Origin of the sequence: Thalassospira mesophila, from assembly GCF_002115755.1 — a bacterium.
Classification (GTDB): domain Bacteria; phylum Pseudomonadota; class Alphaproteobacteria; order Rhodospirillales; family Thalassospiraceae; genus Thalassospira; species Thalassospira mesophila.
Window position 1 is genome coordinate 168,511 of sequence record NZ_JFKA01000003.1, and the last position, 14,306, is coordinate 182,816.

At 54.1% G+C, this 14,306-nt stretch carries 14 protein-coding genes; 11 read left to right on the plus strand and 3 right to left on the minus strand.

Features of this window, described 5'->3' with window-relative positions:
• The first annotated feature begins 61 nt into the window (after positions 1-61).
• Positions 62-742, plus strand: coding sequence for a hypothetical protein (locus TMES_RS08670; protein WP_085581539.1), 681 nt, complete (start codon positions 62-64; stop codon positions 740-742).
• 266 nt (positions 743-1,008) lie between these two features.
• Here the strand turns inward: TMES_RS08670 and TMES_RS08675 are convergent, their stop codons facing one another.
• On the minus strand, positions 1,009-1,452 hold the full coding sequence (locus TMES_RS08675; protein ID WP_085581541.1) for a CoA-binding protein: 444 nt from the start codon (positions 1,450-1,452) through the stop codon (positions 1,009-1,011).
• 253 nt (positions 1,453-1,705) lie between these two features.
• Between TMES_RS08675 and TMES_RS08680 the strand changes: the two genes are divergently transcribed.
• Complete coding sequence (locus TMES_RS08680) at positions 1,706-2,584, plus strand: protein-methionine-sulfoxide reductase heme-binding subunit MsrQ (RefSeq protein WP_085581543.1); 879 nt, start codon at positions 1,706-1,708, stop codon at positions 2,582-2,584.
• 26 nt (positions 2,585-2,610) lie between these two features.
• On the opposite strand, the gene TMES_RS08685 is transcribed toward TMES_RS08680, so the two are convergent.
• Positions 2,611-3,246 carry a LysE family translocator gene (locus TMES_RS08685; RefSeq protein ID WP_085581545.1) on the minus strand — a complete coding sequence of 212 codons (636 nt, stop codon included), beginning with the start codon at positions 3,244-3,246 and terminating at the stop codon, positions 2,611-2,613.
• Positions 3,247-3,826: 580 nt separating this feature from the next.
• On the opposite strand from TMES_RS08685, the gene TMES_RS08690 reads away from it, so the two are divergent.
• Entirely contained in the window at positions 3,827-6,052 is a 2,226-nt protein-coding gene (locus tag TMES_RS08690) for a TonB-dependent siderophore receptor (protein ID WP_085581547.1), read from the plus strand.
• Between the two features lie 17 nt (positions 6,053-6,069).
• Positions 6,070-7,803, plus strand: a complete 1,734-nt coding sequence (locus TMES_RS08695; protein ID WP_085581549.1) for an alpha/beta hydrolase-fold protein — start codon at positions 6,070-6,072, stop codon at positions 7,801-7,803.
• 232 nt (positions 7,804-8,035) lie between these two features.
• Here TMES_RS08695 and TMES_RS08700 read toward each other — a convergent pair whose 3' ends face one another.
• Positions 8,036-8,815, minus strand: a complete 780-nt coding sequence (locus tag TMES_RS08700) for an enoyl-CoA hydratase (RefSeq protein ID WP_425444050.1) — start codon at positions 8,813-8,815, stop codon at positions 8,036-8,038.
• A gap of 179 nt (positions 8,816-8,994) precedes the next feature.
• On the opposite strand from TMES_RS08700, the gene TMES_RS08705 reads away from it, so the two are divergent.
• From TMES_RS08705 to TMES_RS08730, 7 genes are all read left to right on the plus strand, one after another.
• Entirely contained in the window at positions 8,995-9,858 is an 864-nt protein-coding gene (locus TMES_RS08705) for a hypothetical protein (protein WP_085581553.1), read from the plus strand.
• 199 nt (positions 9,859-10,057) lie between these two features.
• Complete coding sequence (locus TMES_RS08710) at positions 10,058-10,528, plus strand: PaaI family thioesterase (RefSeq protein ID WP_245835267.1); 471 nt, start codon at positions 10,058-10,060, stop codon at positions 10,526-10,528.
• Positions 10,529-10,687: 159 nt separating this feature from the next.
• Positions 10,688-11,155 carry a 50S ribosomal protein L13 gene (rplM, locus tag TMES_RS08715; protein ID WP_085581557.1) on the plus strand — a complete coding sequence of 156 codons (468 nt, stop codon included), beginning with the start codon at positions 10,688-10,690 and terminating at the stop codon, positions 11,153-11,155.
• Entirely contained in the window at positions 11,155-11,640 is a 486-nt protein-coding gene (gene rpsI, locus TMES_RS08720; RefSeq protein ID WP_085581559.1) for a 30S ribosomal protein S9, read from the plus strand. The genes rplM and rpsI overlap by 1 nt, the downstream gene beginning before the upstream one ends.
• 116 nt (positions 11,641-11,756) lie before the next feature.
• Positions 11,757-12,671, plus strand: a complete 915-nt coding sequence (locus TMES_RS08725; protein ID WP_085581561.1) for a GNAT family N-acetyltransferase — start codon at positions 11,757-11,759, stop codon at positions 12,669-12,671.
• Positions 12,672-12,772: 101 nt separating this feature from the next.
• The gene (locus TMES_RS23405) at positions 12,773-12,898 is read left to right on the plus strand and encodes a hypothetical protein (protein ID WP_281253462.1); all 126 of its coding nucleotides are present in this window, start codon (positions 12,773-12,775) and stop codon (positions 12,896-12,898) included.
• Between the two features lie 24 nt (positions 12,899-12,922).
• Positions 12,923-14,278, plus strand: a complete 1,356-nt coding sequence (locus TMES_RS08730) for a hypothetical protein (protein ID WP_245835269.1) — start codon at positions 12,923-12,925, stop codon at positions 14,276-14,278.
• Positions 14,279-14,306: the final 28 nt, after the last annotated feature.

A 14,306-nucleotide genomic window follows, 5' to 3' on the forward strand; every position in this document is an offset into this window, starting at 1 on the left:
TCATAAACCCATACAGTCGTTTGATCGTGACGGTTGAACGAACGAAGATTCCGGGGGGAAGATGAACACACAGTCGTTTTGGCAAAAGAGTGTTTTATTTGCCGTTGCTGCAGTAATAGGCTCCGGAATTTTTGGCATTTCAGCCAGTTCCGCCCGATCAGCAGAGCCAACGCCGGTTGTTCCGTTTGAAAAACTGTTCGCGCGCGAACGTGGCGATTCAAAAGTTTTGCGGTTTAACGGTTTTTCCGGTGAAATTCCCGGTAAGCGAATCAAGGCGCTGTTACGCTCCGGCCCCATTCTGGGCGACCGGGTTTTGTTATCTGAAGATGTGGCTGTTTATTTCCCCGACGGATATATTGTGCAGTCTCAGGCACGGCTGGCAAAATATGTGCCGACACCTGGCCTGAAGGCTAATCAGGTTTTGTCGCGCGCCAATCTGATGAAAAACCCGCGTTATAACCTGGTTGTGCAGTTTGATGGCGTGCTGGGAAATGAATGTGCCCGTGTTTCCTATGCACAGGGATTTGCCTCGCTGCGGATTAATCGCAGTGGCGTTATGTCGCTTGTGACCGAAAGCCCCGGCATTTTTGATGCGGTAACGGGCGAACCCACCACGACCTATGATGTTACCAGTGCGGTTCAGCCGGTTTTCATGGGCAATAAAGGGCTGCTGCCGGACTTAATTCGCTTGTGCCAAAGCGGTACGCCGAAAGTGGCCGGAACCCTGACCGCACAAAAATAACCGCTCGGCCATTTTGTTGGCTGCCGTGATGATTGAATACCCCCTGTGATATGCGGCAAATGCCGCGTGCGGCGCTAAGGATGCAGTGCATAGGGTTGCCGGGTAACGATAACAGGCAAAACCAACAGCAGGTCATATAAAAGCCGCCCCTGATTGTGCAGGGCGGCTTTTGTTTTGCCTGTTATCGGGCCATGGATACGACACCCGCGTGGCCCCGAAACCGGCCTGTGTTGTATCGGCGCACGCGTCGGGATCACGGGCGTATGTCAGTTTTTGTGCCAGTCGGCTGCAAACAGGCGGGGAATTTCAATGGCCGGGCATTTGTCCATCACCACGATCAAGCCGCTGTTTTGTGCGCGAAGGGCGGCGGTTTCATCAATCACATCCAACTGCATCCACACAGATTTTGCCTTGATGGCAATGGCTTCATCCGCCACCTGTCCGGCATCTTCCGCCCGGCGAAAAATATCGACCATATCGATCCCCTCGGGGATATCTGCAAGGCGGGCATAAACGGTTTGGTCATGGATTGTGCCGCCTTCGTGACCCGGATTAACCGGAATGACATGAAACCCGCGCGACAGCAAAAACGCCATCACCCGGTTTGACGGACGTTCCGGTTTGGGGCTGGCACCCACCAGCGCAATGGTTCGGGTGGCGTCGAACAGCTCACGCAGGGCGGCGCTATCCGGATTGGTAAATTGGGGCATGATTTGTTCTTTCCTTTGGCGGGCAGGGGCGAAAAATCGTTCTTCACACATATGCAGACATTACCACGGCGCAATGGTGGCAGCATTGATCACGTTTTGGCAATGGCCGCCTCGCGCAGAGTTGATCACGAGTTTAAGTGACCTGGCAGGTATTTCCGCGTTGTATGGGGTGGCTATACCGCACCATATTGATGCTGCCGGGGCCGTTTTCGATTTTCCCGGTTGGCAACCCCTTTAAAACAGGCACGCGCCCATGTTTCCATGGCTTGATCATTCCGGACGCTTTTCGACCTTCAAATTGATGGTGTTTGTTGCCATCCTGATACCCGGATGTGTTGTGCTGTGGCCGGTGCTGTTTCACGAAGGCGTGTCGCTTCCGATCAAGGATGCCATTCATGGCACCGGCGATTGGGCCATTCGGATGCTGCTGATTTCCCTGGCGATAACGCCGTTGCGCCGGGTGACCAAATTTACCCGGGTTGTTTTGGTGCGCCGCATGGTTGGGTTGGCGGCAATGGGCTATGCGCTGTGCCATTTGCTGCTGTATTTTATCGATCAGTCGTTTGATGTTTCGCGCATTGCCACCGAAATTCTGGTGCGAATTTATCTGACCATCGGGTTTGTCGCTGTGATGGGGCTGGTGGTGCTGGGGGTGACATCCACCAATGGCATGATGCGACGGCTGGGCCGCAATTGGGGCCGGTTGCACAAGGCCAGTTACGGTATTGCCGTTTTGGGGATTTTGCATTTTTTCATGCAATCCAAGCTTGATGTGACCGAAGCCACCTTAATGGCCGGGTTTTACCTGTGGCTGATGCTGTCGCGCTTTGCCAGCAAGATGAACTGGAAAATGAAATCACCGGTAACTTTGCTGGGGCTGGCGGTTGCCGCCGCCCTTGGCACTGCTGCCATTGAATATGCCTGGTTTGCCATTGCCACCGGGGTGCCGCCACTGGTGGTGTTGCAGGCCAATTTGCAGTGGATGTATCCGTTACGGCCAGCCTGGGATGTTTTGATTATTGGCTTGCTGATAACGGCATTTCCGCTGGTCAAACAATTATGGGGCAAAATTGGCCCGCAATCGGCCAATATGCGTGTTGGCCGTGCCCGTGCTGCCAGTCGGCAAACCTGATATATCCCTTGTGACGGGCGGGTGTTTTAAACGGCGGCGTTGGCGCGGCGTGCCAGGGCGGTTAACAGCCCGGCTGCAATCAACACCGATCCACCGGTCCGCCCCATGATTTGCATGGCGCGCGGGCTGCGGAATTTTTCACGCATTGTACCTGCTGCCACAGCCCATAACACAACATTGACCACAGCCAGGCTGACAAAGGTTGTAATCAAAACGGCAAATTGCGGCATTATCGGCTGATGCGGAATAACAAATTGCGGCACAAAGGCGATAAAAAAGATAATGCCTTTGGGGTTTAAGGCCGTGACCACATAGGCATGTAAAAACATGCGCGATGGGCGGTTGCGCCGGGTTTCGTCTGAATCTTCCAATTGATGGGGTTTTTCCCGCCACATTTTGACCCCCAGATAAACCAGATAGGCCGCCCCCACCAGTTTTAGCGCACTAAACGCCGTTGCCGATGCCGCCAGTAAGGCTCCGGCACCTAGCAGCGATACCGTCATCGCGGTTAAATCGCCCAGCGCCACGCCCGGCACCGTTGCCCATGCGGTTTGCCGCCCTTTGCCCAGTGCATAACTTACCACCAGCATGATTGTCGGGCCGGGAATGGCCAGCACAATGGCACAGGCGAATGCATAGGTTGCCCAAATTTCAAATGTCATGACGGTGTCCTTGTCGGCGACGGGAATGTTCGCCACAGTGCCGCAAATTTTGCATTTTGGCAAAGCTTTGTCAGCGGCATGGGGCGGGCTGACTTTTCATGGCGGCGATCATTTTGCAAATGGAAATGATGCCCGCGCAAACGGGTTCGCAGATGCAAGTCATTCTTAACTTTGCTATCTCACGTATTCGATATTAATAATCAATTGCACATTCATCAGTCAACGAGGCGGCCAAAACCGGTTCAGAGGATTGTTTTGGAACGGGGGCCTTATGATATCCGACGACTGACATTCTTTGTGCTGTTGGCTTTGTGGCACCGCTGATGACAACAGATGCGATTTCGAGGGGACTGATTTCGTTTCTGCGCAAGCAAAGCCGAACGATACCGTGCGGCGATGGGGTCGGTGTTTGCCGAACCCGATACGTCATTTTGATGCCGCAGCTTGTTATCGCGCTGCTTTTTTCCCGTGAACACACATTTGGCCGGTTGAAAGTTTCCACCGCTTTGCCTCTGCCCGAAACGGCAGAACAGGACCGGTTTGTCCAAATTTATCTATCTGGAATATTAAGGGCACATCAATGACGGGTATTATTGAACAACGGGTTTTATCATCGGCATCTGGTCGTTCGCGGAACCCCGTGCGCAAGACCATGCTGATGGCGGGTTTGTATGCAGGGGTTAGTCTGGGCGCGATGTCGGTTGCCATTGCTCAGGAACAGGACAAAAAAAACACCGCACAGGCAGCCCAGGACGGTGCGATTGTGTTGGAGCCGATCCGGGTGGAAGACATTGGCGAGCGCGGCGATGGCCCGGTTCAGGGATATGTTGCCAGGCGCAGCCGGGCGGGCACAAAAACCGATACGCTTTTGATCAAAACGCCGCAGTCGGTGTCGGTGGTGCCAAGCGAACAAATCGAGGATCAACAGGCCGGTTCGGTGGCCGAGGCCCTGCGTTATTCTGCCGGGGTGTTTACCGAATATCGCGGCGGATCGAACCAGCATGACGAAATGTATGTGCGCGGTTTTTCCTATGTACCGCGTTATCTCGATGGATTGACCTATGGTTTGGGGTCGCTTGGCCAGGTGGAGCCGTATTTTCTTGAACGGGTCGAGGTTTTACGTGGTCCGTCTTCTATTTTATATGGTCAGGCGAACCCGGGCGGGATTGTTAATCTGGTATCAAAAAAGCCCACCGGCGAGACGGCCCGTTCGGTCGAACTGACGGCGGGGACTGATAACCTGTTTTCCACAGCAGGCGACTTTTCGGGTGTGCTTTCGGCGGAAAAAGGCATTTCGTGGCGCATGGTGGCAAAGGGAATTACCGAGGAAGAACCGGCAGGTGATGTTGATAAAAACCGCATTGCTGTGATGCCGTCGATTAACTGGAGCCCGAACGAAAAAACCAGCCTGACAATATCGTTGATGTATCAAAATGATCCCGATGCCGGGACGCGTAACTTTATGATGTCAAAAGGCCTGGTTACGCCAACCAGTTCCGGGTATATCCCGCAGGATTTTTATATTGGTAACCCCAATTTCGAGGAATCATCGCGCACCCAGGCATCGGCAGGGTACGAACTTGAACATGTTGTGAGCAACGGCGTGACCCTGCGCCAGAATGCCCGCTACACCATGGTAGAAAGCGACGTTAAAGCCATGGTAGGCTGGAGCACGATTGACGATCAAACCATTGATCGCCGGGCAACATCCTATAGCGATGATCTTGACCAGTTCGCTATTGATAATCAGGCCCAGTTTGATTTTGTCACCGGTGAATTTGATCATAAGGTTCTGGTTGGGCTGGACGCGAAACATTCCGTTTATGACAACAAATATCAACGCAGTAATACATCCTATCCCATCAACTGGGTATCGCCCGATTACGGGCCAATTGGCACGGTTGTTTATGATGGCTATTCCTATGATGAACGCACCAAGGCAACCCAGATTGGCCTTTATGTGCAAGAACAGCTTGAAATTGGCCAGTTAACGCTAAGTGCCGGTGGCCGCCATGACTGGGCCAACAGCACGTTTGAGGACCGCAAAGCCGGAACGTCTGTTGATTATTCTGACAGTGCCTTTTCGGGCCGGTTAGGGGCGATTTACAATTTCGAAAACGGGTTGGCCCCTTATGTCAGTTATAGCACTTCGTTTGAGCCGCAACTGGGCAGCAATGGCAGCGGCACCCCGTATGACCCGGTAACGGCACAGCAATATGAAGCCGGTATCAAATTTGGCCCCGATAGCGGCCGGTATCAGCTGATTGCGTCGGTTTATCAGATTACCCAGCAAAATGTTGTGTCGCGCGACCCGGTTTCAAACCTGAGTTACCAGACCGGTGAAATTGAAAGCACAGGCTATGAGCTTGAGGCTCATGCCGAAATTTTGGACAACCTGAATGTGGTTGCCAGTTACAGCCACATTAATGCTGAAATTTCCAAAGATGCCAACCCTGCCAGTGTCGGGCTAAAGCGCGATCGGACCCCCGAAGATCAGGCATCGCTGTGGTTAAAGCAGGATCTGATATCGGGGGTGTTTGATGGTTTGGGGCTGGGGGCCGGGGTGCGTTATATCGGCGAAAGTACCGATCGCACCAACACCATCAAGGTTTCCGACGTAACTTTATTTGATGCCATGATCAGTTATGATCTTGGTGTTGTTTCAAGCACGTTTGAAGGGGCAAAATTGCAGGTCAATGCCATCAATCTGGCTGATGACACCTATGTTGCCAGTTGTGCAGGCGCAACATCGTGCTTTTACGGAACCGGGCGTACGGTAATGGCGTCGCTGAAATACAGCTGGTAAACGGGGTGCCAATTCGAATGTTACGTTCATATTTGATGATGCTGGGTGTTTTGGTGACGGGGGTGGCAGTTGTGCTGGTCCCCCCGGCACCGCAGCGCGCTCTGGCACAGGACACCCGGATGACAAACGAAAATGCCGTTATTAAAGGCGGGGCGCTTCAGGCGCTCTTGCCTGCACGGGATGCTGTTCGCATTATTCCGCTTGCCACCCAAAACGCCGATTATGTGCGGGGCACGATTGATACCGGGAATACCGCAATTGATCTGGAACTGGTGGATGGGAAGGGCGGTGCCTTGCGCCGGTTGCTTTGGCAATCGACCGGCAAGGGCGAATTTCAGTTTGTTGCTCCTGACGGGGAGGTGGCCCTTCGATTAACGCAGGCCGGGGCAGATTTCACCGCTTATGATATCGAAGACAAGGTTTCTGATGCGGGTGCGGGCAATGGCGGCACCGGGAATGCAACCGGGTTTGATCTGCAAATATCGATGCATGTTCCCATCGACCGGCAGGTCGTGGCTCCGGCGCCGCGCTATCAAAGCCAGTTAATAACGCAGGCGGATCACGTGGTTGCCGCAGGCGGGGCGACCGATGGTTTTTGGCAGCATGCCGCCCTTGTCGGTACCCCGCTTGTTGAAACCGGGCTGACGCCACCTGGCACCGTTCTAATGACATTTGTCTATCGCGGGGCGCAGCGCAATGTGCGTTTGTTTGGTGCGCCGTCTGGCAATCATGAATATCTGGACCGGCTGGGGCAATCCGACATCTGGTTTAAAAGTTTCGTGGTGCCAAGATCGACCCGGATGTCCTATCAACTGGCACCCGATGTGCCTGATATTCCCGGTTCGGCCCGCGATCAGCGGATGGCGATTTTGGCAACGGCGCAGCAAGACCCGCTTAACAGGGCCGCATGGCCCGCCGATGGGCCTGACGACTTTAACCGTCAATCGACAATTGCCTTGGCCGATGCACCGGTGCAGCCGGGCATGGTGGCCCCCAATCAAACTGTGAAGCCGGGGCGGTTGGTGCATCACCGGGTTGATAGCGCGATACTGGGCAACCAGCGCGATGTCTATATTTATACGCCAGCCGGGTTTAACCCGCACAACCCCGAAAATCTGTTGCTGTTTGTGTTTGATGCCAAGGCGTATCTGACGAAAATTCCCACTCCGGCGATTTTGGATAATCTGATTGCCGGGCATAAACTGCCGCCGGTCATGGCCGTGTTTATCAGCAATCCCGATGCCGATGCACGAGCCGATGAATTGCCGGCAAACCCGGCCTTTGCTGATGCGATGGCGACTGAATTTTTGCCGTGGGTTATTGATGAAACCGGGATAAAGGCACAGGCTGCGCGAACGGTGTTGGCCGGGTCCAGTTATGGCGGGTTGGCGGCGGCAACGGTTGCCTTGCGCCATCCGGATGTTTTTGGCAATGCGCTTTGCATGTCGGGGTCGTTCTGGTGGCATCCGCGCGAAGCGGCCCCCAAGGACGAAGAATTTGTCGCGCGCCGGGTGGTTAACCAGCCTGTCGTGCCGGTACGCTTTTTTCTAAGTGCCGGGCTGTTTGAAACCGGGCATAGCGGGGTCGGCGGTATTATCGATACCAACCGCCATTTGCGCGATGTGCTGGAAGCTAAAAACTACGATGTGCATTATCGCGAATTTGCTGGCGGGCATGATTATCTGGTGTGGCGGGGCGCGCTGGCCGACGGGTTGATTGATTTGTTTGGCACAGGTGTTTTGCGCCAGTAAAATATCATGACTAATACCAAACCTCATTGATCGAAATCGATCAATGAGGCCCTCAGTCGGCGGGCGGGCTTCTCTGAACCCCTTGCCTTTCGCGGCACAAGCCGCGCGGCGCCGTCGCGCCTAACCAGTTCCCCATGAGTTCCTTATAGAGAACTGGTATAAAATATCATGCGACAGGCGTCGATATGGCGGCATTTTCACATTTGAAATGCCGCCATATTTTTTGCACAGGTTATTCGTGGCGCCATGTCGGGGGACGTTTTTCAACAAAGGCCCCGATGCCTTCGCCAGCATCAGTGGTTTGCATATTTGCCGTCATCACCGATGACGCATAGTCATAAGCGGCGTTTAGCGGCATTTCGATCTGGCGGTAAAAAGCTTCCTTGCCGATTTTAACGGTCGATGCCGATTTGGCCGCAATTTTTTCGGCCAGTTCCTGCGTCACATTTTCCAGCATGTCATCGGCAACCACATCGGAAATCAGGCCCATTTGCCATGCCTGATCTGCCGTAATCGGGTCGCCGGTTAATAACATGCGCATGGCATGTTTACGGCCGATATTGCGCGATAATGCCACCATCGGGGTTGAGCAAAACAGGCCAATATTAACCCCCGGAGTGGCAAAACGGGCACTTTGCGTGGCCACGGCAAGGTCGCAACTGGCCACCAGCTGGCACCCGGCGGCGGTGGCCATACCATGGACTCGGGCGATAACAGGCTGGGGCAGGGTCACAATGCGGACCATCAAGTCGCTGCATTGGGCAAACAGCGCGGCATGGCCATCGCAATGCGAAATAGTTTTGAGTTCTTTCAAGTCATGGCCTGCGCAAAATACCGGACCATTTGCCGCCAGAATTACAGCGTGAATAGTGCGGTCAGTTGCAATGGCTTCAAGTTCTGCGTGTAATGCTTCCATCATCTGGGAGGATAGAGCGTTACGCCTTTCGGGGGTGTCCATAATGATTGTAGCGACCGAATCATTATCCTCCCGAAGTAGATAATTTCCGGTCATAGTGTTTTTTAAGGTCATTTTTTCCTCCCTGCATCGATTTATACTGCAAGTTATTGTTTGTTTGTCATAGCATGAAAATTGTGGTTGCTGTTATCACTTCAGTCAGCATTGGCTGGCAGAGTTGAGGACAGGCATAAACAGCCGATATCCGCAACATTTGCCGGCATCAGGTGACTGTCATGGAAGAACGCGAAAAACCTGAACGAGAACCGCAGCGCAAACCGCCTTCTGCATATGTTTCTGATCGCAAGTTGCAACAGGATCGCCGGGTTCTGTCTCCGGCCTCAAAGTCTTCACTTAATCGCTATGACCGTTCCGAGGCTATCGAACGTGATCTTGAAAACAAAAAAGCTGCAGCCATTGAAAGACTGGCGAGCAAAGGAATAATTGTTACCCGGATTGGACCGGAAACAAAAACTGGCAATACCCGTGTACCAGACCAATATATCTGGGAAACGACCACGCCGCACCCACAACAAACCGGCACGCAACCAGATGAATTGGCAAACCAGTCGCCATCTGGGGAAGATGCCGGGAAAGATGCTGTATCGGATCATCAGGCTGACAATGGTGACGTGCCGCGAGATATGGATGGTGTTACAAACGCCGGCGTATCTGATCAGGCACCGCTGGTTTCAGACACCACAGGGACACCGCCGGCGCAAGCTGACGATTTACGTTCCCGATTAACGCAAGTGCCGCACATTGAACCGTCGGTATCTGCGATCAACCCGGATTTGACTGACATGGCTATCGAACATCATGGGTTGCGTTTGCCGGACCATAAACCGGCCACCCCAAAAGCAAAAATTCCTGTCGAAACAACCGCACCCGCCCCGGTTCACTCGGGCCGCCGACGTGCGACATCTGAAAGCTATGCCGAACTTGAGGCCCAGCCAGCGCGCACGCATCACGCCGCAGAAAAAACAAACCGCAGCGGTGTGGAACGATGGGCCCCCCGGATCGGCGCTTATATGATTGCAGCGGTTGCGGTGGGATATGTTCTGGTGCTGACCCTGATCGAGCTTTATTCACTATTTTAGGCATCCGACACACCGGTGACCTTGCGGGGCGGCGAGCGGGCCAGCCCCGGCGCGCCGTTTCATTGCCCCGATTATTAAAACGGGGGGCGGCGCGCGCGACCCGCGCATTAATTTTCCGGCACTATTTTATCAATGACAGGGTTAAAAATTGACGTTAACGTAAACGTTAGATTTTTGATGATGTCGGTAAAAACCCGAAATGGTGACAATGGATTATCAGGCAACGAAGAATACCTTAAAAACAACAGACATCAGTGTTGCGAAATTTGATCGTATCATGGCCGAAAAAGTGCCGTTTGTTGGCGATATGGGCATTGTGACCGAGAGTCTGGACGGGGCGGTTGCCCGGTTGCGATTGCCGTTCAATGAACGTTATTTGCGCCCGGGGAATGTTATTTGCGGCCCGGCGATATTTGCCCTGGCCGATATTGCCTTATATGCTGTGGCGTGGATGAAGGTACCCGTTGCCGATCATGCGGTTACCACCGAGGCGACGGTGCATTTCCTGTCTGGCGCACAGCCGGGCGACCTGATTGCGGAAGCCAGTGTCTTAAAGGCCGGAAAGCGGTTGCTGATTGCACAATGTTATATTCGCTCAGCGGTCGATAATGCCCTGTGCGCACATGTTGTTGGCACCTATGCCATGCCGCCAGTGGTCAAAGCGGGATAGAAAAGTGTAAATTCGTGTGGTAAAATAATACCAATTTACATAAGTCGTTGTTTTATAACGAATTATTCCTGTTGCTTTCCCCGTAAAAATTGGCATACTGCGGCCACTTTCAGCGAGGGGCGATTCCCTCCGTGAAAACCAGTTTCAGGTAATGAATTTATGAAAACCTTCTCTGCGACACCGAGCGACATTGAGCGCAAATGGTTCGTGATCGACGCACAAGACGTCGTTCTCGGTCGTTTGGCTTCAATCGTTGCCAATCGGCTTCGGGGCAAACACAAAGCGATGTTTACGCCTCACATGGATTGTGGCGATCACATTGTTATCGTCAATGCCGAAAAGGTCAAATTGACCGGCCGTAAAATGACCGACAAGAAATTTTACTGGCACACCGGTTATCCGGGCGGCATTAAAGAACGCACCATGGACAAGCTCCTGGGCGGCCAGCATCCGGAACGTGTGATCATCAAAGCTGTTGAGCGTATGATGTCACGTGGTCCGCTGCGCAGCCAGGTTCTGACCAAGTTGCACGTTTATGCAGGCACCGAGCATCCGCACGAAGCGCAGCAGCCGGAAGTTCTGGATGTGGCGGCAATGAACGAAAAGAATAAGCGGAGCGCGAAGTAATGGCCGACACCAAAACTCTTGAAGATCTCAAGGATCTGGCGCCAGCCGGTCAGGCCGCTGCTGTTGAAGGCACCCTGCCGGAGCCGAAGATTGACGAACTGGGCCGCTCTTATGCGACCGGTCGTCGTAAAAATGCTATTGCACGCGTCTGGATCAAACGCGGCTCGGGCAAGATCACTGTTAATGGCCGCGAATTCGAAAACTATTTCGGTCGTCCGGTTCTGCGCATGCTGATCAACCAGCCGTTCGGCGCTGCTGCTCGTAATGACCAGTATGACGTGTTCTGCACCGTTGTTGGTGGTGGTCTTTCAGGCCAGGCCGGCGCAGTGCGTCATGGCATTTCACGCGCTTTGATCAATTTCGAACCGGAATTGCGCAAAGTTCTGAAAGCTGGCGGGTTCCTTACCCGTGACTCACGTGCTGTTGAACGTAAGAAATACGGTAAAGCCAAAGCCCGCCGTAGCTTCCAGTTCTCGAAGCGCTAACCGGCAGCTATACGCAATCGCGATTTTCAAAAAGCCCGCTGGTGATGCCAGCGGGCTTTTTCTGTTTTCAGTTTTCCATCTACGACCGTCATTCACCTTAAATTTCAGGAAACACCATGCAATACAGAAGTTTGCACGAACCCGACCGGCCCGCACTTGAGGGCTTTTTGTCGACCCATACCAGCAGCACGATGTTTTTGCGCAATAATCTGCGTGCTGCCGGTATGGGCCGACGTCAACATCCCTTGTCTGCCGATTATTTTGCTGCTGTTGCCGCCAATGGCACAATCCATGCTGTGATTGCCCATATGCGGGGCGGTAATGTGCTGGTGCAAGGGGCTGGGGCAAAACCGGGTAATCCGCACCATAATCACATCATGAATGATCTGGCAGATTTCAGCCGTGACCATATCACGGGCCGTGTTGCCGGGATATTAGGCCCCTCGGGCGATGCGCAAACGGTGATACAGCGCTTTGGTCTGGAAACAGGGCACTACGCGGTTAATCACGACGAAACCCTGTATCGGCTTGAGCTTGACCAGCTTAATCTGGCAATGCCGCCGCTGGCTGACAGTTATCAGGTTGTCGATGCCGCCAAAATTGACCGTGCGACGCTGCTGCGCTGGATGCGCGATTATGAAATGGAAGCATTGGGCGCAGAAGAATCCCCGTCATTAGACGGGCGGGTGGCCGCCCGTGTTGTGACAGCCCTTGAGGATCGTTCATGGTGGGGCTTGATGGTCGATGACGAGCCGGTCGCACTGGCCGGGTTTAATGCCCGTCTGCCCGATATTGTTCAGCTTGGCCCGGTCTGGACGCCGCCGCAATACCGCAATCAGGGCTATGCCCGTTTGCTGGTGGCACGGTGCCTGCTTGCGGCCCGGGTGCGCAGTTGCAAGGCCGCGGTGTTGTTTACCAATAACCCGGCTGCCACCCGTGCCTATGATGCGATTGGTTTTCGCGCGATTGGAAGCTATCGTCTGGCGTTGCTGGCACAGTCGCGGGTCATCAATGCCGCACAACTGGCCTGATTTACGTTTGGGTCCGGGGCTTAACGGCCCTGGACCCTGCAGACGGCATTTTAAATGCCTATATTATGGTGATGCGGGGTGATTTGCCGCATTGCCCGTAAATGACCATCGCCGGTTTGACTTTATCGACCCTTGATGGCTTGCTTGGCGGACAGGCGAACGACATGTGCAAGGGGCTGTCAGGAATGCGCGAAAAAGACATGAAAAGGCAGGGCGAGCAGGGATGAACAGGCTGGCATGAGCAGGCAGGGATGATGAAAGTGCGGTGGCGATCCATGCAGCTTTTGGGCCGCGTTGTGCCCTGTGGGGCCGTGCTGATGCTGGTGGTGTTGGTGTTTTTGGCGACGGGCGCGGCGTGGGCGGCGCCCAATCCCCATCAGGTTTTATATGAATATGACCAGCGCCCCCTTGCCGTGGGCAAATTCAGCATTGTGTCGGTGTTTCAGGAACGCCTGTTTGCCGCCGCCGCCAAATGCCAGCGCAGTTCTTCCGCGCAATACGGGTCGCCCGACGGTGCCATAGGTGCCAATACCCAAAAGGCGATCAAGGACTACCGACCGTGTAATCGAGCGGCGGCGGCTGCCCGACAAGACCCGACCGACAGGGGGGCTGTTACGATTGGGTTGTGGCAATCACTAATGCCCGAAATCATGCCCTATCCCGATGCGATCGAGCGGGCAAACCAGTTGACCTTTGCGTTGGAAGGAACTGATTTTGACCGGGTGGAGTTTAATTTTTGCCAGTCACGCAACCCGGCCACCGGCAAAAGATTTATCGAAGGCGACCGCGATTGTTATTCCAATGACAAGGCATCCTATCTGACATGGGGGCCACGCGGGGCGACGGCGGGGCATGGGGCCGAAATTCAACAAATTATTGTGCTGGCGGAAAAAGCCCATCCCGGTTTGTTGCAAACCGTGTTTGGGCCCGAGGCCGACACCATGCGCCGGGTGGTGCTGGGCGATGATGACAGTGTAGAAACCATATTATGTGCCGCCTGGGCCAATACCCGTCGCCGCAGTGATTTGCGGCAACGTTTCGCCCGGTACGGGGCCTTGCCCGAAGTACAGGAAGCCTATCGCATGGTCTATGAGGCCGCCAATGCCGATGGCGGCAAAGTGCAACGGTTTTTTCGAATTTATCAGGCATTAAAGCCGATCATTCACCGCGACCCGACCGAAATTGATGTGGCATTTTTTATCGATCGGGCCACGCATGGCGGTGCCCCGCCGGGTGATTTGGCCCCGTTGATTGCCAAAATGCAGTATTTTGTCAGCCGCACCAGAATTGTGCCATCGGCCGGGCAAATGCGCCGCCAACTGGGCGCATGGTTGCCATCGGCGCATAAATATAATGACCGGCTGGCGCGCGATGCGATTTTTCTGATCGATGATCCCAAGGTGGATTTGTCTGATGCCCATCGCCGTATCTGGCAAAAGCGCTCCGGCTTGCGGGCCAGTTCGTTTGGATTATCCGATGATCGGTTTGTGCCCGCTTATCCGGTCATGCCGGTGACCGGTTATGAAGCGATAAAAAGATTCGCAACCGCCCGCCCGGCCGAGAAAAACGCCTGTCCGGCAATCGCGCGCAAGCCTCGTTCTCCATAAACAAATATCCCGGATGCACGTGGTTTTG